This is a genomic window from Nocardia barduliensis, assembly GCF_013315795.1.
Classification (GTDB): domain Bacteria; phylum Actinomycetota; class Actinomycetes; order Mycobacteriales; family Mycobacteriaceae; genus Nocardia; species Nocardia barduliensis.
In genome coordinates this window covers 90,475-114,647 of record NZ_JABLTE010000006.1, presented here as the reverse complement: position 1 = coordinate 114,647, position 24,173 = coordinate 90,475, and the positions used below count along the sequence as shown (strand labels likewise).

Genomic DNA, 24,173 nt, shown 5'->3' with positions numbered 1-24,173 from the left:
GGAGTTCCGATAGTGCCCACCCGTGTAGACGATCTGACCGATCGTCAGGCGATACGTGTGCTGGCCGCGGTCGTCGGCGAGCTCGCCGACCCCACGATCCCGCAGCGCACCAGTGACCAGCTCGCGGCACTGACCACGCTGGCCGCGGAGTTCGGCGAGACCGTTCCGTCCTCCGGCTCATGGGACACCGAGACAGCCGCCGCGTCCGCACGTGAGCTGCTGACGCTGCTGTCGGCGCAACCCCAGGCCCGGCCGGTGATCGACGACTGGCTCGCCGACCCGCCTACGCAAGAGGCGGCCGCACTGCCCGACCAGCCGACCACGGCGCTCATCGTGATGGCGTGCTGGGTGGTGGTGCAGATCGTGTCGAACACCACGATCACTTTGCGGGGCAAGAGCTGGAAGGTTACCTACGACCCGTCACGTGGTCCCACTTTGAAACCCATTGTCACCGAGGTCATCAAGATCCTGGGACGCGGCCAACGTCAGGGCTCTCCCGGCGAGCCCGAGGCTTCCTCACCCGAGGGCGATTCACCGTAGGAGTTCTTTGACCTGCTCGAAGCGAAGCGTGTCGCCGCGACGGAGCGCGACGTACTCCGCCGCGGCGCCGCCGAAGGTGAACAGCGCCGCCCGTGCCGCGTCGAGGTCGAGCTGAGCCTTGGGCAGCTCGCGCAGCGCTTCGGCACGGCGGCGGGGATCGAACAAGTCGAACTCGCGCAGACCATCTCGCAACCGCGCCAGCTTCCGCTCGGCTTGCAGGTGGGTCCGGAAAGCCTCCGCCAGATCGACCTGCGCGGCCTCATCGCCTGGCGATGCGGATGATGAGGCATCGTGCGGCGGCATGGGGAAACCTGTGCCGAGCTGGTCGACCAGCGACCGGCTCCGTGTGCGCTCCATGGCCTCGAGAGCGAAGGCGGCGCCATCCATCCCGGAATCAGCGATCTCGATCGCGCCCACCCGCGCGGCCGAGCGAATCAGATTGGCGTGCAATTTCTCCAGCGCTCGAGCCAAGGCCATACGTTGCTCGACACCGGAGTATCGGCTTCGAATCAGTCCCCAATTCTCACACGCCTCGTACAGAGCGATGACACTCGACTCCGGTGCTCGATCTCGTTCCAACTCGGCGATCTCGACCCACAACTCCGCTGCCAGTGGCAGCAGTTGCCCGGCCTCGGCCAGGGCTACACACCGCTGCAACGTAGCGATACCGTCATCGATACGATCCTGCCGCAGAGCGGTGAATGCTCTGCGGATCAAAGGCGTGAAAGAGAAGAATTGATCAGCACCGTTGAAGATGTCGGGCAGATATCTCGGTGGCAGCCGGCTGAACGCGTCCTCCTCGGGAGCGGACAGGTCGCCGCGGAACAATAGCCGTGTGCTGCGGCGCTCGTCCCATTCGAAAGTGATCGGCCGATACCCGACATCGATCGTGATAACTACACGGTCGTTGTACTGATAGACCATCTCGTGGTTGTCGCGACGCCGTGCACGCGATATCGGCGCAGTCGCCACCGGCGCCAGTGACGCGAGCGACTGCGCGGCTTCGTCCCGACGTCCAGCCTCGAGGTCGTCGCGAATGAGTTCGGCGGCCAGTTCTTTGCGAAGAATCGGCGCCACAGTCGGATCGTGGTCGAGCCGCTCCATCCGCTCTGCGCACCGAGGCGTCCGATCCACGAGAGACGCGCTTTCGTGAATACGGCAGTACGCCTCCAGATTCACCAACTCTCCTGCGGCGCATGCGTCAGCAGCTTGACCGTATTCCAGGGTGGCGTTCTCGTGATAGCCCAGAGCGTCGAACATCTCCGCTGCGGCAAGATGGCAGATAGCGGCCGCGAATTGATACTGCCACCGCCGCTCGATGCCGGGGTGGTCCTCGGCCGCCGACGCCAGCAGCGAGAGGGCATGGTCGGACCAGTCGATGCCCACGTGTCCCGCGGTCAGCTCACCGCGGAGCAATGACCTGGTCGCCGGGAAGCCGGGAAGCGTGGGAAGGCCCCGAGAGATCTGCCTGCACTCTTGCCCCATGGACAAGACCAGATGTAGCCGGGGGTTCTGCGAGGCCGCGTCCCGGCGCCATGCCGCCTCTCGGCGGCCCGCATCCCACCATGGTGCGTGTGTCCGACCGAAGACGACCGCGTCGAAGCGCGACATCGCCAGCAGCAGCGACTGCCCGCACTGGACGCGGAAGGCGACCGCCAGCAGGGCGACAGCGGCAACCGCGCGCAGGGCGGTGCCATCCAGTTGCCGCTGGTCCGCCGCCAGGACAACCAGCCACGGCAGAAACCACGCGACCGGATACCCACTGGCGAACACGACCCGCAGCCGAAAGCGCGCGGGAATGACGTGATCGCGGTACCGCATGCCGGAGACATGCGCGGCACGCAGCCAGATCAGGACCGCGACAACACACACCGCGAACACAGACGCCACAGCTATCGCCGATGCTCGCTCGAAGAAGTCGGTGATGCCGCGGCCAACGGGCCCACTTGCGAGCAGACCCGCGACCAGAACCGTCGCTATAGCCGACAGATCGGCCTCGTGCCGCCGATATCGGGTCAATTGCGCACGGAATCGGCCGCTGAAATACACATGCACCCAGCACATCGCGAGTACGGAGACATGCGGCGACACCGCCTCTGGCAACAAGGCAGCGACCTGTACGGCAGCCGCGACCAACAGCGCGCGCCACCCGATGATTCCCCCGAACCGCCGCACACGCCCTCGGCCGATCGTGGGAGACGAGAGGTAGCCGAGCACGGAGAACCACCCTGAGAAGAACACCCACATGGCCGCGCATCCGACCGCGAGCACAAAAGTGCCCAGCGGCGGACCGGGCGGGAGCGTGAGCGCCACGACACCGACCACCCCGGCGGCCGACGTCAGCCCGATGCTCGGCTCTGCCGGAAACCCGCCGGGCATCCCGGACCGGCGCTCGTCATAGCTGCGGTACAGGAACAAGGCGCGGCCGTAGATGTTCATCCACCGCGCCAGCCACGCGACCACCAGGGGAATACACCATGTGGCTACGGCCGAAGCTTCCGCTCCAGCCACGAGCATCGCACCGCCACCAGCCACTCCCGCGCTGAGGCTACCCAACCATCCCAAAGTGACACCGATCAGCACCGCGAGGATCCAGGCGCGCCTACCACCGGTGGACATAGCGTCCTGATACGCCGCCGCGAAGGCCCACCCCAGCACCGCCCACACCACGAGTCGCTCGATGGTGTACTCCGCGTCCACCGACATGCGCTCGGTGCTGGGCAATCCGGTGTTGATGAACGGCGAAAGAGCCATGACACTACGATCCCAGACGCATTGCGTCCCTTCGCATTTTTCGCGTTGCTTCGAATAACCGCTGCCCGGCGATCCGTCAGGTCGTTGTGCCGGAAAGTGGCGGCAAGCGTGACGAGGCGCTATACGTGTGGACCGTCGGCTTCCAGATCACCGCTCGGATCAGACCGGCAGCTGGCGAATGGCCGAGGGCCCCGCTGACCCGCGCGCACTCGCCGAACGAGCCCGCGGGCTAGCGGGTACCAGAGCAGGGTGAGGACCGTCAGCGCGAGCGCATGCCAGGGTGTCCGCCACCACCATGGGACCACCGGCGGGAACGACGTGGCGGTGGATGCGAGCGGTACGGCGAAGGACCAGGCCAGGAAGGCGTCTCCGATGGGGAGGGCGCCTAAGCCGTAGCGTTTGGCGTTGCCCAGAGTGACTGGAATGCCCAGGCTCTCGCCGAGTCCGGTGAGTGGACCGGCGAGGAGGCGATCGCCGTGCACCCGAGCGGCGCCGATCGTGACCACCGTAGCCGAGGCGCTGACACCGAGAATGAGCGGCCCGGAATCCACATCGCCCGCGCCGCTGCGGCCGTGCGGATACTCTCGCACCCCTGGCAGGCCGAGCGGGGTGTCGACGAAGAGTCGACGGAATGTGCTGTACTGCTGAGCGGCCCACACGGGGTCGATCTCGGGCAGGAACCGCTGGATCATCGATTGTGACGAGCCGCGCGCGCCTTCCAGCACGGGTGTCGCTCGATGCGGCAGTAGGCCGGTCGCCGGGTCCAGCTGCGCGCGAGCCGAGGTGAGCCATTCGGCGATCACCGGCTCGAAACGCGACCCGACGATCCGATCGTGCAACCGCAACGCGGACACAGCCACCACATTGTCGACCGGCCATGCCTGACCCGGATACGCCGCGAGAAACGGTCCCTCCGTGCCGAATGCCGACGCGAGTGCCTCGCAATCCGCGATGAATTGCGCCGTCTCCGGCGCGCCGGCGCCGGCGAGTTCGATCACGGCCCCGCGCAGCCGGCTGGACCATCCGACATAGAACACCCCGTATGCCGGACGCAGCCGCGCATCGAAAACCGCACGGCCAGAAGGCGAACTCAAGCGATCCAGAGCCCAGCGTGCCTCCCGGAGCGCCTCGTCCCGATACGTCGTGTCGCCGCGCGCGACATCAGCCCACGCCAACCCGTACAAGGCGTACGAAAAGAAATATCCCTCGGGGAACATGCCCTGCATCTCCTCGCCGAGCCCCGATCCCAATTCGTCACGCAGAAACCGTAATTGGGCGATGACATCGGTGCGTGGCTGCTCATCCTGATACAGACGCACCTGGGGGACGAGGATCACCAGCGTGAGCAGAGCCGCGACGGCAACATAAATCGTCCCCGAGACGGTCCGACGTGATGCCGGGCTCCGGTCGGCCGCAGCGACTCGCGCGGAGCCGATCTTGTACCCCATGCCGCCGGAATCTATCAGAGCAGATGTGGCCCTTTTCGGCATCCATGCCGGTTCGGCACGCGGAGTTCAGGACAAATGGAGCGCAACGCATTCCGGGCAAGGTTGCCACAATCCGAAATCGAACGCGACCATGGAGATCCATGGCGAAGCACCCGGGGTGCCGCATTCAGGTTGGCTGCTTCCTACGGCTATGCGGTCGGCTACGTATCAGCGCACCGCCCCCGCTGTCTTCAGTCTGCGGATACCCCGGCTGAGCAATCGGTTATCCCACAGGCTCGGCGGCGTGCGTTCGGGATCCATCAGTTCGTTCTCCGCGAGCGGGCTGTCCTCGTCCTCGACGGTCTCCGGCTCGAACCGCACCAGGGTCCGGCCGTTGCCGCGCAACGTCTCCACGGTGCGCAGAAGCGACGACGTCTCGGCGAGTGCGGCGTCGAATCTCGCGGGTTCGGCATCGAGATGTTCGCAGATCAGCTGGCGCCGGATACCGAGGATGGTGTCCCGCAGCAGGTCACCGTCCGCGGTGGCGGGGGTGACCTCGACGGCCAGATCGCATTCGGTGTCGAAGCCCATCGAACGGTTGTTCAGGTTCGACGATCCCACCCGCAGCAGCCGATCATCCATCACCAGCACCTTGGCGTGGACATAGATCGGCGCACCGGCCTCGGTGACCGGGTAGTAGACGCCGAGCCGATTCTCGGTATCGGCCTTCCACAACAGATGCAGTAAGCGGCGGCGGGCCCCATCCATCGCCTGTTGCTCGAGCCAGCCGTCGGCGTGGCGTGGCAGCACCAGCACGACCTCCGGACCGTTCGGCTCGCGCAACCGCGCGGCGATCGCCTCGGCGAGCGTGCGCGAGGCCAGGTACTGGCTCTCGATGTACAGCGACCGCCTGGCGCCCGCGATCGCCGCCAGATACAACGCCTCGATCTCCCGGACCTCGGCGCGGTCGGCGAGTTCGGGGAATGTCCGCGCGATACCCACATCCACAGACCGCATCGTCGGCTCCAGCCCCTCCGGCCACGGCGCGTCACCGGCGATCTCGTCGAGCGGGGCCAATTGCTGTCCCGTCGCCGCCTTCCACCGTGCACAGGCCAATTCGCCGATCGCCCTCGCCGCGGCGCCGTCGACGGCGGTGGTCGCGTCGTGCCACGGTCCGTACCGGTTGCCATTCGGCTCGGTTCGGTAGTGGTTGTCGTCCCGATGGTCGCTGGTGTCCCAGCGATCGACGGTCATGTCGATACCACCGCAGAACGCGAGCGCGTCATCGATCACCACGATCTTCTGATGGTGCGCCGAACCGATCGGGTGCGCGCCGTCCATTTCCAAGTGCAACCGCCGATCGGTCAGCCAATTGACGATGAAGATCGGTGTCATCCCACGGCCGATCGCCGCGAGCGCACCGACATTCCACTTCAGCAGATAGATGTCGAGATCCGGTCGCTGTTTCGGCAGCCAGGACAGGAACCTCCCCAGACGATTGGGTCCTTCGAGGGTCTTCTCCTGCGGTTCGAACTTGATCCGGGTATCGAAGTCCCAGCCGATCAGCACGATGCGCTTGCGGGCCTGCAACATCGCGGACTTGGCATGGCGGAAGTAGTCCGCCGCATCCACGATGCACGCCAGCCGATCGGCCCGGGCGATCTGCCAGCAAGTTTCGCCGGGGGTGAGGATGTGTTGCTCGTCGCTCATGTGTAGTCAGATCTCCCGTCCAGCCCGGACACCCGTCCAGTAGCTGAACGAATCACAGTACTGCGCGGTCGCAGACCTTTTCGGTGGGGCTTGTCACCCCACGATTCCGTTCTTCGTGCGGGTCCGCGACCTCACCATCGGCCAGTTTCGGCGGCAGGCGATGGCGCGATGTTCGGTTCGTCCCAGTTGGGTACGACTGTGAAGTGGTGCGACGAAGTGAAGCACTGGAGGGCGGCACGGCGTTCCTGGCTACCGCGGTGGCCGGGCTGCTGCTGGTGGTGCCGCTCAGCTACGGCCGGACCTGCCTTTGCACGCCCTATCAGGTGAACCGGTTGGTCCTCAGCGTGCCACGCGAGGCGACGATCGGGGTGCTGGTGGCGGCGGTCACAGCCGTGGTGGCGGTGAGTCTGGCCCGTTCGCGTACCGCGTGGTGGATCGCGCTGGCGGCCACACTGCTGCTGTTGATCACCCACACCATCGAGGCGCACAGCGCCTCACCGGACATCTTGACGACCGCGGCATACCTCGATGCGATCGGCAGCGGAATCCTGCTCGGCGCGACGGGCGTGGCGGTACTCGGCAGACGCGTGCCCGCGACCGGTTTCGTCCTCGGCGGTGTGGGCTGTTTCGTCGTCATCACGCTCTCACAGGCCTCGGGTCTGCTGGGCAATCCGCATCGGGCGACGTCCGAACCGCACGTGTGGTCGGTGTTCGGGACGCAGCCGGTCTGGTTGCTCGCGGCGGTCGTCGTGCTGATTCTGACGTGTCAGCTGGTCACGCGGCAGCGGTTCACGCCGGAACCGATCTACCCGGAACTGCCGCTCAGCCCCGTGATCGCCGCGATCGTGCTCGTGATGACCGAACTGGCCGTCGCGCAGTGGCGCGTCCGGCACGGCGACGGCGGCATCGAGCTTCTGGTGACGGCACTGTGCACCCTGCTGGCCACGACCGTCGCGGCATGGTTGCTGCCGCGCCGGGACGGGATCACGATCTACCTCGCGGTCGCGCTCAGCGCCACCGGCAGCGCGGTGGGCAGCGGGCCGCGACCGGCCTGGAGCGTGCCGCTGCTGCTAGGGCTGATCGTGCTGGGGTATCTGGCCGGAACCCGGACATGGAATCCGTCGGCCCGGCCCCGATCCTCGAATCCTCTCGTCGGCGCCGGGTTGCTCGCGGCTGTCGCACTGCTCGCCACCGTCGCCGCGGCCGAGGACATGCGCAACTTCACCACGGCCGCGCTCGCCGTCGTCGCGGGGTACTGCTCGGCCTTCGTCCAGCCACGAACCGCGGGCAGCATCCTGGCGATCGCGGTGCTGTGGCGGCCGTCGACCGTGGCGCCGGTCCGCACCGAATCCTTCGACTGGACGATGGTTCCGCCGCGGTACCTCGGTGACTGGGGTCCCGTCACCGTGGCCTCCGGTTCGGGTTGGGCGGCATTCGCCATCGCGGTCGGCTGCGCGATCGGCCTCGTCCTCCGCGCCGTTCCACGGCGCGAACCCGCTCGGCCGACCGTGCTGTCTCCGCAGCGACAACACGGCCTGAGCAGTCGCCGGATGCTGCCGAAGTGGTGGCAGCGGCTGGAGACCAGCCCGCCGAACCGAGTTACCCGGCGCGTGTTGTGGGCAGCTCGAAAATATGGTGGCCACAACGTTTCGTGACCGGCGCGACGCGGGCCGGGTGCTGGCGACGCGCGGACGCGGCGTCGCTCGTGCGGCGGGCGCGGGTGCCCGCGACCGGTGGCCAGCCACCGGAACTCGTGCTACCCGTATGTCGTCTGCGTGGTCCGAGGCCCGCGATCGGGCAATGGCCGACCGAGCGGCATCTGCGGCTGTGGAGGCGCGGGCGGCAGGAAGCGCAGGATTCCGGAGAAACCCTCGAATCCGCCGGGTATGGGAACCTCCACCGGACTATCGGACGGCCTGCTCGATGCGGGCTGCGCGGCCGCGGGCACGGCGCCGAGCAGCGCCGCGGCGGTCGCACCCACGATCCCGGCCGCGATGACATGCCACGAACCTCGGTGCGAGGGGCGATCAGGTCGAGCATCGGCGTCGAACGCCATAGCGGTCCTCCGATCTCCGTCGGCAGGCCCGGTGCGACCCATTCGATGCCACAGGGACATCACCGAGCCTCGAAACGATTCGATACCCCACGGTGCTGTCGGCTTACTGCATCCGGCAGTCATGGTTGCGCAGGGAAATCGGAGGGCCCGAGCGGGACACGCCAACGAGTGGTTACAGAAGGATCACAAAACCCCGCCGCAGCGCGCGGGCGTGCCCGCCTGCCCGTGTGGCCGGCGGGCACGCGAGGCAGACGCTCCCGTTCAGGCTTTGGCCTGCGCCGACGAACGCGCCGGATTGGCTTGCGCGGCCGCCTTGGGATCGCGTTCCCCCTGCTTCGCACGCACCCCGGCTTCGACGCGGTCGCCGAGATTCTTGTCGACGTTGCGCCAATACTCGAACGCTCGCTCCAGCACGGGCGCGGAGACGCCGTTGAGCAGGTGCCCGACAATGTTGTCCACCAACCGCTCGCGCGCCGCGTCGTCGAGGACGTCACGGACCATGGTTCCCGCTTGACCCCAATCGTCGTCGTCCCGATGGAGGGTGTAAGCCGAGCGCACGAGTTCACCGTCGGCGTACCAGGTCGCGGTCGGACCGGCGGCGGCGGGATCGGCGTGCGGGCCGCCTTTCGAGTTCGGCACGTAGACCGGGTCGCCCGGGTTGTGATGACGCAGCGCACCGTCCTTGCTGTAGGACCGGACGGTGGTGGCGTGCGGCGTATTGGCCGGAAGCTCTTTGTAGTTCGCGCCGATGCGATACCGGTGGGCGTCGGGGTAGGAGAACCAGCGCGCCATCAGCATCTTGTCCGGGCTCGGGCCGGTGCCGGGCACCGAATTGCTCGGCTCGAAGGCCGCTTGCTCGATCTCGGTGTGGTAGTCCGCCGGGTTTCGGTCGAGCGTCATCTTGCCGACGTCGATCAGCGGATAGTCGCCGTGCGGCCACACCTTGGTGAGGTCGAAGGGATTGAACCGGTAGTTCTTGGCCTCGTCGAACGGCATGATCTGCATCTTCAGCGTCCAACTCGGGTAGTCGCCGCCTTCGATCGACTCCCACAGATCGCGAGTGTGGTAGTCGGTGTCCATCGAGGCCATCTGATCGCCCTCGTGCTGGGTGAAGAACTCGATGCCTTGATCGGTCTTGAAGTGGTACTTGACCCAGAACCGTTCGCCGGAAGCGTTCACCCACATGTAGGTGTGACTGGAATAGCCGTTCATGTGCCGCCAGGTGCGCGGGATGCCGCGGTCACCCATCAGCCAGGTGACCTGGTGGGCGGATTCGGGCGAGAGCGTCCAGAAGTCCCACTGCATATCGTGGTCGCGCAAGTTGTTGTCGGCGCGGCGCTTCTGGGAACGGATGAAGTCCTGGAATTTCATCGGGTCGCGGACGAAGAAGATCGGCGTGTTGTTGGCGACCATGTCGAAGTTGCCCTGCTCGGTATAGAACTTCAGGGCGAACCCGCGCGGATCCCGCCAGGTGTCCGGGCTGCCGCGCTCGCCGGCCACGGTGGAGAAGCGCGCCAGCATCTCGGTCTTCTTGCCCGGTTGGAACACCTCGGCCATCGTGTAGGCGCTCACGTCGTGGGTCACCTCGAAGACGCCGAACGCGCCGCCGCCCTTCGCGTGCGGCTGACGCTCGGGCACCCGTTCCCGGTTGAACGCCGCCATCTTCTCGATCAGATACCAGTCCTGCAGCAGGATCGGCCCATTCGGCCCGACGGTCAGTGAATGCTCGTCGCTGGGAACCGGGATCCCGGCATCGTCGGTGGTGTGGTTCGGAACGGACATCTCTCTCCTCTCCTCCGAGCACGGGCGGAAAGCCCGGCGACGAACCGTCGGGACGAGCGGCAGGACATCACTGTGTGTGACCGCGACGTGCTTCGGGCAGGTCTGCCGCCGGTCGCCGCGATGCCGGACCGACGGTCGATGAACGCGATCCACGCCGACCGGACATGCCGCCCTTCCGTCGGTTCTGTCGATCGACTTCCCAGGGGCATCTTCCTCAAACTGCCGCTGACCGGGGCGGCCACCGGTGGAGTCGAGTAGCGAGCGGGACCGATGACCGATTCTTCCGAGTATCGCGGCGTCGACGACCAGCACCCGGAGTACCTCGGCGCGGCGGCGAACGCGACCTGTTCGCGACGGCCGTCGGCCGCGAAACGGCGTGCGTTGCGGGCTGACCGGAATTCCGGCTTTCGTTGGGTAGATTCCCCCGCGATGTCCAGAACCCCTCCCACAACCGGTGCGAACGAAGTGACCGATGCCGCGCTTCCCGCCTCGATGGTCGGGCGCCGGTATCGCAGCGGCGATCACTACGAGGTCGGGCGCGAGAAGATCCGCGAGTACGCCCGCGCGGTGCGCAATCACCATCCCGCGCATTGGTCGGAGGACGCCGCCGCTGATTTCGGCTACGACGGCCTGCTCGCTCCCCCCACCTTCGGAGCCGTGCCCGGGTATCTCGCCTATGCCGAAGTGTTCGACACGATCCTGCCCGGCTATGACCTGAGCCGGACCATTCAGACCGATCAGATGATCGAATTCCACCGCCCGCTGCTGGCCGGCGACCGGATCGGCTTCGAGATGTGCCTCGACTCGTTCCGGCACGCGTTCGGCGGCGATCTCATCGGGCTGCGCCAAACCATGCTGGACCAGCACGAGCGGCCCGTCCTCACGTCCCGGACCAGCCTGGTCGGGCGGTCCGACGAGGCTCTCCCTGCGTGGTTCGACGCGGTGGTGATGCACGGCGCGGGCCCGGAAGCGCACCGAGCCCGCCGGGCGCCGCGGCCGCGATACGTCGGAAACGGCACCGCACCGGTGAGCGAGACCCGCACCGCACCGGCGGGCCCGCGGCTGCGGCGGTTCGACACGGTGGCCCCCGGGGCGGAGCTTCCGCCGCGCACCCTCACGGTCACGCGGGGCGATCTGGTGAATTACGCCGGTGTCGCGGGCGACCCCAACCCCATTCACTGGAGCACCGAGACGGCCGCTCGGATGGGGCTGGAGACCGTCGTCGCCCAGGGGATGTACACCATCGGCCTCAGTGTGGACCTCATCACGTCGTGGTTGGGCGACCCCGCCGGCCTGCGCTCCTACAACGTGCGGCTGACCAATCCCGTCCACGTCGGCGTGACCGGCGGCGATATCGCGTTCTCGGGCCGGGTGAAACAGCTGGACGCGGACACCCGCACCGCCACCATCGCGATCACCGCCGAGCACGACGGACGCAAGATCTTCGGTCGCGCGACGGCCGAGGTCGTCCTGGCGTGACCCCCTCCCCGTCGGCGGCGGCGAAATCGGTGAGTTTGGTCCGGAGACGCCGGGGCACCTTGGAGACGGAGCGCGCGCCCGCCGGATCGGCGGACTCGAACTCGGCACCCGATCGAGCGGGCAACAGGCCCGCTCGCACCCGAAAGGACCGGTATCTGTCGTGGTTGTGCTTCTTGCTGTGATCGGCTCGGTTTCCCTTGCCGTCATCGCGGTCCATGCCACGGTCGTCGCACGCAGCCTGGCGGAACTCCGCTCACCGCGCCGGGACGGCGCGGTGCGGGACGACGAGCGGGACCTCGCGCCGCTGACGGGCACCACGGTCTGATCACGGCGGCGCAGGCCGCTCCCGGTGGCCTGATCGCCGGTCTCTTCTCCCACGCAGGTCAAGGCCGTCATGTCTCGATCGGATAAAAGATCCGATACGATCTTGGCTGCCTCGCGGTCCAGCAAACGGCCGCTGAGACAGTCGGGCGTGCGCTTGTGCCGCCCCTTGGTGATCGGAGACCGGGTTGTCGGTGTCGGCCGACGTCGGCAGTAGTGCCGGCATTCGCACCGCCACAATGGGACCCGCGACCGGTGGTGCCCGTGCGGCGTGACGGGACTGACGACGATCCCGAGGTGATCGTCAACGCGGATTGGCCGTGGCAGCAACCTTCGGTCCTGCTGGTCGAGGACGACCCCGGAGACGCGCTGCTGGTGGAGGAACTGGTCTTGGACGGCGCGCCCGGCCTACGGCTGGACTGGGTCCGGTCGCTGGCGGAGGCCGCCGAGCACCTGGCCACGGCGGAACCGGACTGCGTGCTGCTGGACCTGCACCTGCCCGACGCGCAGGGGCTCGAGGCGGTGGATCGCATCCGCCAGCACACCGATCAGGTCGCGATCGTGGTGATGACCGGCCTCGATCAGGAGCAGACCGGGTTGGCCGCGGTCGCGGCGGGAGCCCAGGACTACCTGGTCAAAGGGCGGGTCGAGCCCGAGCTGTTCGGGCGCGCCGTGCGCTACGCGATCCAGCGCAAGCAGGCCGAGCGCACCAGCGCAGCGTTACAGGCGAGCAACATGCGCGCGCAGGAGAACGCGCGGCTGGAACGCGGCCTGCTGCCCACCCCCCTGCTGCGCGAAGAGCGGGTGGTCGACGTCGTGGCGCGCTACCGTCCTGGCCGGGCGCATTCCCTGCTGGGTGGCGATTTCTACGACGTAGTGCAGGACGCGGACGGCACCGTGCACGCCGTCATCGGCGACGTGTCCGGACACGGCCCGGACGAGGCGGCGACCGGTGTGGCGTTGCGCCTGGCCTGGCGAACGCTGGTACTGAGCGGGGTGACCGGCGCCCGGCAACTGCGGCTGCTCGAACAGGTCCTCCTGGCCGAACGCACCCGCAGGCAGACCTTCGCGACGGTCACGAGCCTGATGCTGCATCCCGGCGACCGCCGCGCGCAGGTACTGCGGGCCGGACACCCTGGGATGCTGCTGCGCTCGACCTCCGGGCTGACCTGGGTGGAGGTGCCCGGCGGGCCCGCGCTCGGCTTCCTGCCCGGACGCGCCGAGTGGCCCGTCCACGAGCTCGAACTGCCGCTGGGCTCCGGGCTGATGGTGTTCACCGACGGGCTGTTCGAGGGACGCGTCGGCACGGACCGGGAACGGCTCGGCGAAGAGGGCCTGATGGAGGTCGCGCGGGCCGTGCGAGCCGCCGATCCCGACTGGTTCGTCGACGAGCTGATCGGACGGGTCGAGGCGCTGGCCGGCGCGTCGGGTGGTTTGGACGATGATGTCGCGATCCTGTATCTGAGGTGGAATCGCGACAATCGAGGACAGGACGAGAAGCGATGACGACCGAGATCGGTCGGCCGCCGCTGAGCGCGCGGCTGACCGCCCAGGCATGGTTCCAGCTGGTATTGGCCGCGATGGTGCTGGTGGTGATCATCGGCACCGTGGCGGGAGCCCAGGTGATCGCGCAGACCAACCGGGGGGCCGATCTGCTGCTGGACAGGTCCATGCCCGCGGCGGCGGAGGCCTATCGATTGCAGAGCGCACTGGTGGATCAGGAGACCGGTCTGCGCGGCTACGGGATCACCGCCGACCCGCAGTTCCTGCAGCCCTACCGCGACGGCACCCGGGACGAGGCCCAGTCGGTGGCCCGTCTGCGCGAATTGCTGGCCGACCGGCAACAACTGCTCGACGAGCTCGACGCCGTCGAGTCCGCCGCGCAGCGGTGGCGCACCGAGTACGCCGAGCCGCTCGTCGCCGCGCTGGCCTCCGGCTCGACGCGTGGCATCGACCCCGCCACCTCCAACCGCGGTAAACCGCTGTTCGACGAACTCCGCGCACGCTTCGAGACCCAGAACACCAGTCTCGCGGCGGCCATCGCGCACGACGAGGAGCAACTCGCGCACGCCCGCACGGTCCGGGACGCCGTGCTGGCCGGGATGGTCATCGCGTTCCTGCTCACCGGCGTACTGCTGACCGTGCTGGTGCGGCGCCTGGTCGCCCGCCCGCTCAGTTACCTGACGGACGCGTCGCTGCGGGTCGCGGGCGGCGACTTCGATCACCACATCGACGCGCACGGCCCGGCCGATCTCACGACCGTCGCGCACGCGGTCGAGAGCATGCGTCGCCGCATCGTCACCGAGCTGAGTTCCTCGCGGGCCCAGGAAGCCGCGCTCGCCGAGCAGAAGACCGATCTCGACCTGCAGGCCGAGGAGTTGCGCCGGTCCAACACCGAGCTCGAGCAGTTCGCCTACGTCGCCTCGCACGACCTGCAGGAGCCACTGCGCAAGGTGGCGGCGTTCTGCCAGCTGCTGGAGAAGCGGTACGGCGACCAGCTCGACGAGCGCGGCAAGCAGTACATCGACTTCGCCGTGGACGGCGCCAAGCGGATGCAGATACTGATCAACGACCTGCTCACCTTCTCCCGGGTGGGCCGGATCACCGATCGCAACGACCCGACCGGCCTCGATCAGACCCTGGACAAGGCGCTGACCAATCTCTCAGCGGCGATCGACGACACCGATGCGCTCATCCGGCGCCCGGACGAGCTGCCCGAGATCCTCGGCGATCCGACGCTGCTGACGATGCTCTGGCAGAACCTGATCGCCAACGCCATCAAATTCCGCGAGCCCGACCGCACCCCCGAGATCGAGATCACCTGCGAGCAGGACGAGCACGGCAGCGGCTGGCTGCTGTCGGTCTCCGACAACGGCATCGGGATCGCGCCCGAATTCGCGGAGAAGGTGTTCGTCATCTTCCAGCGCCTGCACAATCGGGAGGAGTACAGCGGGACCGGCATCGGACTGGCCGTCTGCAAGAAGATCGTGGAATTCCACGGCGGCCGGATCTGGATCGACACCGAGTACACCGCGGGCACCCGCTTCTGCTTCACCCTGCGCACCGCCGAAGCCGACAGCGCCGCCCGGATCGCCGACGTCCCCGTCCAAGAAGGAGTCACCGCATGACCAACCCCGGCAGGCCCATCGACATCCTGCTCGTCGAAGACGACCCGGGCGACGAGCTGATGACACGAGAGGCGTTCGAGGACAACAAGATCGGCAACACCCTGCACGTGGCCCGGGACGGCGAGGAGGCCCTCGACTTCCTCTACCGCCAAGGCGCGTACCCGGACGCGCCGCGGCCGGACCTGATCCTGCTCGACCTCAACCTGCCCAAATACGACGGCAGGCAGGTGCTGGAGAAGATCAAGGCCGATCCCGATCTGTCGCACATCCCGGTGGTGGTGCTGACCACCTCGGCGGCCGAAGAGGACATACTGCGCAGCTACCGGCTGCACGCCAACGCCTACGTCACCAAGCCGGTGGACCTCGACCAGTTCGTCGCCGCCATCAAGCAGATCGACGACTTCTTCGTCCAGGTCGTCCGGCTCCCTCGGCAGAGCCAGTAGCGCCCCCGGACTCGCCACGGCGTTGTAGCGACTGTGGCACAACGCTTTACGGTCTCGCCGACCGCTCGGCGAGACCGGGTTCCCACCCCGGAACCGCGGAAGTGAATGCCGATTGATCAACTGGGTATAGCTTCGGGGAGCATGGCATACGCACGGCGAACACGACAGCCGAGCTTGACGACGGCCCGCGTGCTCGGCGTGGCGCGGATACAGCGCACCGATCCCCGACAGGGAGGTAACGAGGTGACGGCGCATCGACGCTTTTGGGACGGCATGACGACACACAGAGCGGGCCGCGACAGACGCACGACGACTCCGGCGGCTGGTACGCGGTCGTGAGCGCGGGCGAGCGGGTCCCGCTACCCAGCGCCGTCACGCCGCTGGAGTTGGATTTCCCTGCCGAAGCCGTCCACTTGTCGAGCGTGCGGCACGCGTTGCAGGAATGGCTCACCGACTCCGGCATGGCGGCCGGTCCGGCCTACGACGTGCTGCTCGCCGTCAGCGAGGCGTGTACCAATGCCGTGGAACACGGCCACGGCGGGGATGGCGGCGTGGTCCGCTTGCGGGCCTCGATCAGCGGAGACGAACTCCGGGTGACCATTGCCGACAGCGGGCGCTGGAAACCACCCGATGCGCGAGCCGATTCGCTGCGCGGGCGCGGTATGCCACTGATTCGCGCGCTCATTCCGCAGGTCAGCGTCACCACCGGCGATTCAGGGACGGTCGTCGATCTGCGCACACGCTTTGCGGAGTGACCGACCTCAGAACTCGGCGCGGCTGTCCTGCGCATCCCGCAGGCGGACGTTGTCGGCCTGTAGCCGGTCGTTGTCGGCGTGCAAATCGGCATTGGCATCCTCCAGGTCGAGAATGCGGCGGATGCCCGCCAGATTCACTCCGGTCGCGACCAAGTCGGTGATCCGCCGCAGCCGAGCCAGATCGTTGCCGCTGTAGCGGCGGGTGCCTCCGTCGCTGCGCGCGGGAGTCAGCAACCCGTGGCGCTCGTAGAGTCTGAGCGTCTGCACGCCGATTCCCGCCAGCCCGGCCGCGACCGAGATCCCGTACACCGCCTGGCCGGGATCCGGCAGATGCCTCGAGTCGCCCGTCTCCTGCGCCATCCATCCTCACTTCTCGTCGCCCAACAGATTTCCTAGTTTAGCGCCTTGCGCTCAACTTATCGCACTGCTATAAAAAATCTGTACCAGATGACAGAGGTTATCTGGCCCCTACTACGGAGAATGGAGTGAGGTGGAGGTGGCGACCATGCTGATGCGTACCGATCCGTTCCGCGATCTGGACCGTCTGACGCAGCAGGTGTTCGGCACGAAGGCACATCCTGCGGTGATGCCGATGGATGCCTGGCGCGAGGGCGAGGAGTTCGTCGTGGAGTTCGATCTGCCCGGAATCGACGCCGAGTCACTGGACCTGGACATCGAGCGCAATGTGGTGACGGTGCGTGCGCGTCGTCCCGAACTCGACGCCGGCCGCGAGATGATCGCCGCGGAACGCTCCCGCGGCGAGTTCAGCCGCCAATTGTTCCTCGGCGAGAACCTCGACACCGACAATATCCGCGCCGACTACACCGACGGAGTCCTCCGCCTGACGATTCCCGTCGCCGAGAAGGCCAAGCCGCGCAAGATCGAAGTCGGTCGCGGCAACGGGCACAGAGCGATCGACGCCTGACCCGGCCGCGTTGCACTCGGGCGGGCCCGCCGGCCGGGCCCGCCTCGGCTGAAGCGGGAAGGCGTTATCGCCCACAGGCTATTCTTGCGAACGGACCACCTGATGGAGCACCCGATGATGGCACCAACCGAAGCACGCGACGTTCGGCTCGCACCGGCGCAGTCCGGCCCCGAAGCAGCATCCGAAGCCGCGGTCGTCTGGCCCGACCCCAGCCCTCTCGACGCCTGGTGGCGCCGGATCATGTACCCCGATCCGCAGCGCGGCGCCGCGTGAGCGCGACCCCGAGCCGTTCGTGAACGGTCGACCTCAGCACCGCACCGCGGCGGAGTTCTGGCGCCGCGGCACGGTGGTCTGGTTCAACATCGAGAAGGGCTTCGGATTCCTCCAGCCCGACGACCATCCCGCGCAGGTCTTCGTCGAGTACACCAGCATCGAGACCACCGGTTACAAGTCACTGGAAGCGGGCCAACCCGTCCTCTTCCGCGCCACCCTGCGCAAGCGGGGGCCCGAAGCCACGGCGGTGCGCCCCCTGCATCCGGACGCTCGACCTCGGCCATAGGGGGCGGGGACCGAGCGCCAACCGCCGTTGTGCACACCTAACCGTCACCTCGATGCGGGAGGGGCGCACAGCTCATGCGGGCGACAGCCAGGCCGGATCTCGCGGGCGACCACCACCGCTCGGGACAGTACTTTGACCGGACATGAATGTCCGGTAGTGTCCGGATTGCCGCAAAGGTCACAAATACCTCGGAGGTGGTCGCGTGACGGCGGACTTCCCTGGTCCCGGTCCGGTCACGCCACACCGGAAAGCCGCAACACACGGCGGCATGGAGTTCGGGATCTACGTTCCCCAGATCGTCCCGGATTACGAGACGCTGTCCGGCCTCGCCAGCACGGCCGAGCGCACGGGCTTCGGCACGTTGTGGCTGTTCGACCACCTCTACGCTCCCGGGCTCCCCGACCACCCGGCGCTCGAGGCATGGACGACCGCCACCGCGCTGCTGGCACACACCACGACCCTGCGCGTCGGCACGCTGGTGCTGTGCAACAACTTCCGGCACCCGGTGCTCCTGGCACGGATGGCCACCACCCTCGATCTGATCTCCGGCGGACGGCTGGAGTTCGGCCTCGGCAGTGGTTCGGTACCCGAGGAACACCGGCAGGCGGGCTTGCCCTGGGGGTCGGCCGCGGAGCGATCCGAGCGGCTCGGTGAAGCGCTCGAGATCATCACCCGGATGTTCGCCTCGGAACGCACGTCGTTCGAGGGCCGCCACTATCAGGTGCGCGATATACCCAATTCGCCGAAACCGGTTCAGCGCCCACGTCCCCCGATCCACATCGGCGGCGCGGGACCGAACTACACCATCCCGCTGGTCGCTCGCTATGCCGACGTATGGAACATGCCCACCTACGGGCTGCGCGACTGGACATCGCTCACCGGCGTGCTGGAGACCGAATGCGCCCGCATCGGCCGGAACCCGAGCGAGATACGCAGATCACACCAGGCCGTCTTGGCGGTGGCCGCCCACGAACGCGATCTGCCGGAACTGCGGGCCCGCATGCACCGCCGGTTCGACGCCGCGGCGTACGGCATCGAAGACGGCTACATCGGAACTCCCGCCATGCTCGTGGACCGGCTGGGCGAACGAGCGCAGCGCGGTGTCCCGTCGTTCGTGTTCATGGTCGGCGTGAAACAGGCCGAAGCGACGATGGAATTGTTCGCCGCCGAGGTCATGCCGCAGCTGTGAGCGGCCGCGATCCCGCGGTCTGCCGACGCCGCGACGCCGACTCGACCGAGTTCGCTCTCGACGCGATCGCCGACGTCGTCGCGGCATTCCGCTGCCTGGCCCCGGTCGGCTGCGGGCGAGGAGCCGGGCGTCGGTGGTGAAAAATAGGTATGCCCGCGGCCGATCGACCGTCGCGGGACGCACTGCGTGCGCGAGACGCTGGCGTGGTCGGTTCCATCAACGATCACTCCGAGGCTTGCATGTACCAGGACAACCCGAAGCGCACGCGAGACAGCGGCGACAACCCCGCCGCCGGCACCGGGGCAACGCTGATGATTCGGCGTTGCGAGGGCTGCGAACGATTGCTCGCGCCGCTGTTCGACGCGTGTTCGTCCTGCCGATCCACCGATCTCGCGTGGGTTCCGAGCTCCGGAGCCGGGACGATCGTGTCGTGCCGAGTGCTGCAACGCGCCGCGAACCCGCGCGCCGAGACGAAGCGATCCACGATCGCGATCGTCGAACTCGACGAGGGACCGTGGCTGTACACGACGATTCAAGGCGAACCGCCGCTCTCCGCCGCAATGCCGGTGCGGGTGCGATTTCGAGCAGGGCCAGGTGGGGACAGATTCCCGGTCTTCGCCGTCAATCCCCCGACAGGCGCGTCGCCAACCCGACTCCTCGATCCGCGTAGCGAGGCGGCCACCATCTGACCGCTGCTCGGCCACGCCGCTCCGCCAACGCCATCGCAGCACGTGGGCCGACAATGAAGCGCGGAGCCGTGTTATTTTGAGATCGGTATTCTCATACCCGAGAATACATTTACGCATCGTCCGGAGCATGGGGCCGTGAGCTCGGGCGCATGCGCCGATCCAGGAGGACCCGTGACGATCGTGCCGAGCAGCCTGGAGGAACGCGGACGCATCCTGCGGGAACTGGGATTCGCGACCCGCCGGGTGGGCGACGAGCTGCACGGTCGCGCCCGGATCACTCCCGAGATGCACGCCCCCGGCACCGGCGCACTTCGCACTTCGGTGCTCGCGACCTGGGCCGACACCGTTTCCGGCCTGTTGGCCTCCCTGGTGATGGCCCCGCGCGTGCCGGTCACGCTGGAACTCGACGTCAACCTCTACCGCCCCGCTCCCGGCGCGGGTGAAGTGCACGCCGTCGGACGGACGGTGAAGGTCGGACGATCGGTGTTCGTGGCCGAGGTCGAGTTCAGCGTCGACGCCGAGCCGATCGCCCTCAGTGCCGCCTCCTTCATGGTGGCGCCGGATCCGGATGTGCAACTCCCACCGCGACTGAGCGTCGAATTGGCGTCGACGGGCGAGCGGCTGCCGATGCCGCTGGCCGAACGAGCGCGCTGCGAACGCATCGGCCCGGGAACGGTCGTCCTCCCGCGATCGATGGAAGGGCTCAACGCCTCCGACACCATCAACGGCGGCCTGATCGCGTTGGCGGCCGAGGAGGCCGTACTCTCACTCGCCCCCGGCGACAGCCTGTGCTTCCTCGGGCTGCGCTATCTGCTCGGCGCCCGGGTGGGTCCGGTGGTCGCCGATGCCAGGCTGCACGCGGGCCTGGGCCGGGTGGAACTGCGCGATACCGGCAACGACAACCGGCTCACCACTCTGGCCACCGCCCGGATCTTCGGCGGCTGAACCGGCTCAGCCCTGCCGCACCACGCCGCGGGGCAAGGTGAGCGGCAGATCGTTGTAGGTCATGATGCCGGGGGCGGCGGCGACCACGACGGGAATGGCGTTGATGACCGGCATCGCGGTCATGATGTGCCCGAGGGTCATGAAGTCGGCGATCGTCTCCGCCTGGAAATCCGGTGGCGGCAGGAAGCTGACGACGTTGCGCACCGTTGGGCGGCCGTCGACCCGCAAGACCCAGCCGTCCTGATCGATCTTCCAGTCGGGTTCGAGCGTCTGGCCTTTGCGCCAGCGGACATTGATCTCCACGACGGTCCGGTCCCCGACCCGGCCCTTCCAGCTCGCGTGGACACCCGCGACGCATCCCGCCGGGATGGTCCACGATCCGAGGTCGAGATCGGCCGTGGTCCGCGCGTATTCCGCGACGCACCACACGTCGTCGAGCTCGACGCCGAGCGCGTCGCCGATCAGCCGCACCGCCTCGCCGAAGACGCCGGTGCCGTGCGCGGTCATCGCGGGCAGTCCGGGATCGTCGATCGGCCTGCCGAATCCCACCGGCTTCTCGGTTTCCGGCGAGTCGTAGAACGTGGTGTCGGCGGCCTCATCGATGGTCACCTTGTCGACGCGGTCGCAGATGCTCGCCGACAAGATGGCCAGCAGATTGATGTACCCCGGGCTGATGCCCGAACCGAACACGGTCGAGCCGCCACGGCGGCATGCCTCGGCGATCCGGTCGCGCCCCTCCCCCTGGTTGTGGCCGGTGATGAACGAGGCGGTCGCGACGACATCGACGCCCGCGGACAGGATGCGGACCAGTTCGTCGACGTCGATCCACATCGGGTTGTACACCACACAGTCCGGACGCAGCGCCAGCAGCGCGCCGACGTCGTCGGTGGCCGCGATGCCCAGCGGCTCGATACCGCACAGCTCGCCCACATCGCGTCCCACCTTGTCCGGCGACCACGCGTAGCAACCGACGAGTTCGAGCCCGGGGTTCGCCACGATCGCGCGTACCGAACTCTTCCCGACATTGCCGGTCGTCCACTGAACCACCCGGTACGAAGCTGTGTTTGACACCCGCTCAGCATAAGCGGGGACGGCACTGTTCGGAATGAAAATTCTCAGATTGGAGAACATCACTCTCCACCCCCTCTGCCGCTGGTTGAGCAGCACCTAGCGGGATGGCACGCCGAGCACGGCGGGCGTCGCCACGCCGACGCAGACCTGCACTCGGTCCTGATAGAACGCCACATGGCCGTGTAGCCGTGCCACTTGGAGGATCGGGTCGTCATAGCTCCAGCACACGGCCGCGTCGCCGTCACTATCGAATCGCCAGTAGGTCGCCTGCCCTTTGAAAGGGCATCGGCTGCTACGCGCGTCGTCGCGACGCAGCGCGACCCGCACATCCTCGCGCGGGAAATAGAACACCAGCCCGTGGTCCTGTTCGTCCACGAGCAGGGGGCGTGTGGTCTCCGCGACGAGCCGGTCGCCGAGCCGAGCCGTCACCAGGTTGCGGCGGCGATGGATGTCGACGCGATAGTCGGGCCTGGCCGCGAAACCGGAGAGCTCGACGTCCGCTGCCCGCTGCTCTTCCACCGGAAACTCCCTCTCGCAGGTTCTCGTTGTCTCACAGCCGCGAATCCGCGGGAATCGCTGCGTGCTCCCGGCGCAGCGGACGGATCATCGCCTCCTGCGTGAACGAGGCGATCAAGCGCCCGTCCTCGGTGTGCACCTGGCCGCGGACGTACGACATGCCCGCACCCACCTGTGTGCTCTCGTGGGTGTAGAGCAGCCAGCCGTCCCACGTGGCGGGCTCGTGGAAACTCACCGTCACGGTCATGACCGCCGTCGACAGCGTGCGGTGGGCCTGGCTGGTGCCGACACCGGCGTGCGCGCGCATCGTCGCCGACACCGACAGGTGGCCGGTGAAGTGGGCGAGCAGGGCCTTCGCGAGATCTTCCCGAGCCGGAATCGGTTCGTAGCGCAGCCACGCCGACAGTTCGGGCGGCCCGACCTCGGCGGGATCGTTCACGTCGGAGACGCCGGCGATACGCAACTCGCGGCCCGCCATCGGCATGTCGGCCGGGATCGACTCGGCGGGTCCGGCGACCTCCGGTCGGGGCGCGTGATGCCGGATGACGTCCGGCGACGGTGTATCGGCCAGCAGGGAAACCGAAGCGCAGCGGCGGCCGTTCTGATTCACCGCCACCGCCGCGGCGGCTATCGAACGCCCCTCGTGGGTCACGTCGACGACGAATTCGACGGGTTCGTCCGGGTCCGCGACCCGGGTGAAAACGGCATGCGCGGACCGAATCGATTTGCCGGGCAGCCGTTTCGCGGCCGCCACGACGGATTGGGCGAGGAGTTGGGTACCGTCGACCACCTTGCGCGACCCGCCGTCGCTCTCGCCGGCGAAGGTGTTCGGGCCGGTAGGTGCGACGTCGAAGATCTCCAGCATGCGCGTCACCGAGGACGCGACGGGATCGGGCGCCGGGGCGCTGATCACGTCGTCACGCGGGACGATCCGAGCGTGCTCGGTGGGCGTCATCTCACTCCTGCTTCCGCGCGTCACCGCCGAGGGCGTTGTCCGCGCGTGGCGGACCCGCTGTCACCCGCCGCAGCGCCTCCTCGTACTGCCCAGGGCCGGGATGGAAGCCCTCCAGCCACCAAGTCGCTCCCGCCGCCGCGATGGCGCCGACTGTCGCACCGGCCGCGCCGGGCCGGTCGGCGGGCGTTCGTCCAGTGATGACGACATCGAAATTACCTGCGCCCGTACGATGTTCGGTCAGGGCGCCGATCAGTTCGGTGACTATCTCCGGTGTCGGCCCGAAGGAGCCGTCCGGACCCAGGATCATCGGGGCGACACCGTCCCAGCGGCCGGCACGCCGTAGCGGCAGGCGGTTGGGCCAGTTGCAGCCGATCCAGATCGGCGGCCGCGGACGCTGCACCGGGGTCGGCAGGAACGTGACGTCGGTGGCGCTGAGGTGGGCGCCGCGGAAGTCGACGTGCTCGCCGGACCAGAGTTCGGTGAGCAGCGCCAGTCCTTCGTCCAGCCGTGCGGCGACCTCCTGCGGCTCGGTCGGTTCGCCCCAGCTGCCGTACTCGGCTTCCAGGGTGAAGCCGAGCCCGGCGCCGAACACCAGGCGGCCGCGCGAGAGGCGGTCCAGCGTGGTCGTCTGCCGCGCCAGCGTGCCAGGACGCCGCCGCGCGACCGGGGTCACCAACGGGCCGAACCGGATCCGCTCGGTCGCGTCCGCGACCAGGGTGAGCAGTACCCAGGGGTCGGCGACTTCGACGGCTCCGTAGGGAAAGACCACGTGGTCCCATACGAAAAGACCGTCCCACCCCGCCTCCTCGGCACGCCGTGCCAGATCGGCGACAGAACGCGGGGCGGCGAATTCGCCGAGACAGGGCACACACAGGCCGTACTGCATACCGATTCTCCCGGGGGATGACCGAGCGTTCGGAGAAACCGGT

Annotated in this window: 24 protein-coding genes; 14 read left to right on the top strand and 10 right to left on the bottom strand. The window is 67.8% G+C overall.

The genetic code is table 11. The features are described 5' to 3' along the window. The first annotated feature begins 12 nt into the window (after nt 1–12). Nucleotides 13–540 (top strand): hypothetical protein, encoded by a 528-nt coding sequence (locus HOV91_RS04855; protein ID WP_174184211.1) that lies wholly within the window; start codon nt 13–15, stop codon nt 538–540. On the opposite strand, the gene HOV91_RS04850 is transcribed toward HOV91_RS04855, so the two are convergent. The 3 genes from HOV91_RS04850 to HOV91_RS04840 all read right to left on the bottom strand — a co-directional run bounded on the left by HOV91_RS04850 (nt 532) and on the right by HOV91_RS04840 (nt 6,431). Beyond that, nucleotides 532–3,294: a hypothetical protein gene (locus HOV91_RS04850; RefSeq protein ID WP_174184210.1), complete on the bottom strand. Its 2,763-nt coding sequence runs from the start codon at nt 3,292–3,294 to the stop codon at nt 532–534. The two genes, HOV91_RS04855 and HOV91_RS04850, sit on opposite strands and share 9 nt — an antisense overlap. A gap of 119 nt (nt 3,295–3,413) precedes the next feature. Next, nucleotides 3,414–4,742, bottom strand: coding sequence for a hypothetical protein (locus HOV91_RS04845; protein WP_174184209.1), 1,329 nt, complete (start codon nt 4,740–4,742; stop codon nt 3,414–3,416). 207 nt (nt 4,743–4,949) lie between these two features. Beyond that, entirely contained in the window at nt 4,950–6,431 is a 1,482-nt protein-coding gene (locus HOV91_RS04840) for a phospholipase D-like domain-containing protein (RefSeq protein WP_174184208.1), read from the bottom strand. Nucleotides 6,432–6,637: 206 nt separating this feature from the next. Here HOV91_RS04840 and HOV91_RS04835 point away from each other — a divergent pair, with 206 nt between their 5' ends. Further along, nucleotides 6,638–8,086: a hypothetical protein gene (locus tag HOV91_RS04835; RefSeq protein WP_174184207.1), complete on the top strand. Its 1,449-nt coding sequence runs from the start codon at nt 6,638–6,640 to the stop codon at nt 8,084–8,086. Nucleotides 8,087–8,187: 101 nt separating this feature from the next. Here HOV91_RS04835 and HOV91_RS04830 read toward each other — a convergent pair whose 3' ends face one another. Together HOV91_RS04830 and HOV91_RS04825 are read right to left on the bottom strand one after the other, a co-directional pair. Further along, nucleotides 8,188–8,487, bottom strand: coding sequence for a hypothetical protein (locus tag HOV91_RS04830; RefSeq protein WP_174184206.1), 300 nt, complete (start codon nt 8,485–8,487; stop codon nt 8,188–8,190). Nucleotides 8,488–8,748: 261 nt separating this feature from the next. Beyond that, entirely contained in the window at nt 8,749–10,269 is a 1,521-nt protein-coding gene (locus tag HOV91_RS04825; RefSeq protein WP_174184205.1) for a catalase, read from the bottom strand. A 429-nt stretch (nt 10,270–10,698) separates the two neighbouring features. On the opposite strand from HOV91_RS04825, the gene HOV91_RS04820 reads away from it, so the two are divergent. The 6 genes from HOV91_RS04820 to HOV91_RS04795 all read left to right on the top strand — a co-directional run bounded on the left by HOV91_RS04820 (nt 10,699) and on the right by HOV91_RS04795 (nt 16,395). Then, nucleotides 10,699–11,748: a fused (3R)-hydroxyacyl-ACP dehydratase subunits HadA/HadB gene (locus HOV91_RS04820; RefSeq protein ID WP_174184204.1), complete on the top strand. Its 1,050-nt coding sequence runs from the start codon at nt 10,699–10,701 to the stop codon at nt 11,746–11,748. Nucleotides 11,749–11,908: 160 nt separating this feature from the next. Then, complete coding sequence (locus HOV91_RS04815) at nt 11,909–12,073, top strand: hypothetical protein (protein ID WP_174184203.1); 165 nt, start codon at nt 11,909–11,911, stop codon at nt 12,071–12,073. A gap of 293 nt (nt 12,074–12,366) precedes the next feature. After that, entirely contained in the window at nt 12,367–13,575 is a 1,209-nt protein-coding gene (locus tag HOV91_RS04810) for a PP2C family protein-serine/threonine phosphatase (RefSeq protein ID WP_312884467.1), read from the top strand. Then, nucleotides 13,572–15,197, top strand: coding sequence for a sensor histidine kinase (locus tag HOV91_RS04805; protein ID WP_174184201.1), 1,626 nt, complete (start codon nt 13,572–13,574; stop codon nt 15,195–15,197). The genes HOV91_RS04810 and HOV91_RS04805 overlap by 4 nt, the downstream gene beginning before the upstream one ends. Further along, the gene (locus HOV91_RS04800; RefSeq protein ID WP_174184200.1) at nt 15,194–15,640 is read left to right on the top strand and encodes a response regulator; all 447 of its coding nucleotides are present in this window, start codon (nt 15,194–15,196) and stop codon (nt 15,638–15,640) included. The genes HOV91_RS04805 and HOV91_RS04800 overlap by 4 nt, the downstream gene beginning before the upstream one ends. Before the next feature lie 335 nt (nt 15,641–15,975). Continuing rightward, a complete protein-coding gene (locus HOV91_RS04795) occupies nt 15,976–16,395 on the top strand; it encodes an ATP-binding protein (protein WP_174184199.1) in 420 nt (139 codons plus the stop codon). Nucleotides 16,396–16,401: 6 nt separating this feature from the next. Here the strand turns inward: HOV91_RS04795 and HOV91_RS04790 are convergent, their stop codons facing one another. Beyond that, nucleotides 16,402–16,755 (bottom strand): MerR family transcriptional regulator, encoded by a 354-nt coding sequence (locus HOV91_RS04790; protein ID WP_174184198.1) that lies wholly within the window; start codon nt 16,753–16,755, stop codon nt 16,402–16,404. A 145-nt stretch (nt 16,756–16,900) separates the two neighbouring features. Here HOV91_RS04790 and HOV91_RS04785 point away from each other — a divergent pair, with 145 nt between their 5' ends. The 6 genes from HOV91_RS04785 (at nt 16,901) to HOV91_RS04760 (ending at nt 20,702) form a co-directional block, all read left to right on the top strand. Continuing rightward, the gene (locus HOV91_RS04785) at nt 16,901–17,320 is read left to right on the top strand and encodes an Hsp20/alpha crystallin family protein (protein WP_174184197.1); all 420 of its coding nucleotides are present in this window, start codon (nt 16,901–16,903) and stop codon (nt 17,318–17,320) included. A gap of 114 nt (nt 17,321–17,434) precedes the next feature. Continuing rightward, the gene (locus tag HOV91_RS04780) at nt 17,435–17,593 is read left to right on the top strand and encodes a hypothetical protein (RefSeq protein WP_174184196.1); all 159 of its coding nucleotides are present in this window, start codon (nt 17,435–17,437) and stop codon (nt 17,591–17,593) included. A gap of 19 nt (nt 17,594–17,612) precedes the next feature. Next, nucleotides 17,613–17,879, top strand: coding sequence for a cold shock domain-containing protein (locus HOV91_RS04775; RefSeq protein ID WP_174184195.1), 267 nt, complete (start codon nt 17,613–17,615; stop codon nt 17,877–17,879). Between the two features lie 202 nt (nt 17,880–18,081). Continuing rightward, nucleotides 18,082–19,068 (top strand): LLM class flavin-dependent oxidoreductase, encoded by a 987-nt coding sequence (locus HOV91_RS04770; RefSeq protein WP_312884466.1) that lies wholly within the window; start codon nt 18,082–18,084, stop codon nt 19,066–19,068. 149 nt (nt 19,069–19,217) lie between these two features. Further along, the gene (locus tag HOV91_RS39710) at nt 19,218–19,757 is read left to right on the top strand and encodes a Zn-ribbon domain-containing OB-fold protein (RefSeq protein ID WP_312884465.1); all 540 of its coding nucleotides are present in this window, start codon (nt 19,218–19,220) and stop codon (nt 19,755–19,757) included. Nucleotides 19,758–19,928: 171 nt separating this feature from the next. Continuing rightward, nucleotides 19,929–20,702 (top strand): PaaI family thioesterase, encoded by a 774-nt coding sequence (locus HOV91_RS04760; RefSeq protein ID WP_312884464.1) that lies wholly within the window; start codon nt 19,929–19,931, stop codon nt 20,700–20,702. Nucleotides 20,703–20,708: 6 nt separating this feature from the next. On the opposite strand, the gene HOV91_RS04755 is transcribed toward HOV91_RS04760, so the two are convergent. From HOV91_RS04755 to HOV91_RS04740, 4 genes are all read right to left on the bottom strand, one after another. Next, entirely contained in the window at nt 20,709–21,773 is a 1,065-nt protein-coding gene (locus HOV91_RS04755; RefSeq protein ID WP_174184194.1) for an NAD(P)H-dependent amine dehydrogenase family protein, read from the bottom strand. Between the two features lie 96 nt (nt 21,774–21,869). After that, nucleotides 21,870–22,292 (bottom strand): DUF427 domain-containing protein, encoded by a 423-nt coding sequence (locus HOV91_RS04750; RefSeq protein ID WP_174184193.1) that lies wholly within the window; start codon nt 22,290–22,292, stop codon nt 21,870–21,872. 31 nt (nt 22,293–22,323) lie between these two features. Then, on the bottom strand, nt 22,324–23,154 hold the full coding sequence (locus tag HOV91_RS04745; RefSeq protein WP_246349839.1) for an acyl-CoA thioesterase: 831 nt from the start codon (nt 23,152–23,154) through the stop codon (nt 22,324–22,326). 91 nt (nt 23,155–23,245) lie between these two features. Further along, the gene (locus HOV91_RS04740; RefSeq protein WP_174184191.1) at nt 23,246–24,130 is read right to left on the bottom strand and encodes an LLM class flavin-dependent oxidoreductase; all 885 of its coding nucleotides are present in this window, start codon (nt 24,128–24,130) and stop codon (nt 23,246–23,248) included. Nucleotides 24,131–24,173 lie beyond the last annotated feature (43 nt).

Bases quoted from the DNA above. Each gene is read 5' to 3' on its own strand.
- HOV91_RS04745 (WP_246349839.1), bottom strand. From the start codon at position 23,154: ATGCTGGAGATCTTCGACGTCGCACCTACCGGCCCGAACACCTTCGCC.
- HOV91_RS04850 (WP_174184210.1), bottom strand. From the start codon at position 3,294: ATGGCTCTTTCGCCGTTCATCAACACCGGATTGCCCAGCACCGAGCGC.
- HOV91_RS04790 (WP_174184198.1), bottom strand. From the start codon at position 16,755: ATGGCGCAGGAGACGGGCGACTCGAGGCATCTGCCGGATCCCGGCCAG.
- HOV91_RS39710 (WP_312884465.1), top strand. From the start codon at position 19,218: ATGCCCGCGGCCGATCGACCGTCGCGGGACGCACTGCGTGCGCGAGAC.
- HOV91_RS04785 (WP_174184197.1), top strand. From the start codon at position 16,901: ATGCTGATGCGTACCGATCCGTTCCGCGATCTGGACCGTCTGACGCAG.
- HOV91_RS04800 (WP_174184200.1), top strand. From the start codon at position 15,194: ATGACCAACCCCGGCAGGCCCATCGACATCCTGCTCGTCGAAGACGAC.
- HOV91_RS04780 (WP_174184196.1), top strand. From the start codon at position 17,435: ATGATGGCACCAACCGAAGCACGCGACGTTCGGCTCGCACCGGCGCAG.
- HOV91_RS04845 (WP_174184209.1), bottom strand. From the start codon at position 4,742: ATGGGGTACAAGATCGGCTCCGCGCGAGTCGCTGCGGCCGACCGGAGC.
- HOV91_RS04805 (WP_174184201.1), top strand. From the start codon at position 13,572: ATGACGACCGAGATCGGTCGGCCGCCGCTGAGCGCGCGGCTGACCGCC.
- HOV91_RS04840 (WP_174184208.1), bottom strand. From the start codon at position 6,431: ATGAGCGACGAGCAACACATCCTCACCCCCGGCGAAACTTGCTGGCAG.
- HOV91_RS04830 (WP_174184206.1), bottom strand. From the start codon at position 8,487: ATGGCGTTCGACGCCGATGCTCGACCTGATCGCCCCTCGCACCGAGGT.
- HOV91_RS04820 (WP_174184204.1), top strand. From the start codon at position 10,699: ATGTCCAGAACCCCTCCCACAACCGGTGCGAACGAAGTGACCGATGCC.
- HOV91_RS04825 (WP_174184205.1), bottom strand. From the start codon at position 10,269: ATGTCCGTTCCGAACCACACCACCGACGATGCCGGGATCCCGGTTCCC.
- HOV91_RS04740 (WP_174184191.1), bottom strand. From the start codon at position 24,130: ATGCAGTACGGCCTGTGTGTGCCCTGTCTCGGCGAATTCGCCGCCCCG.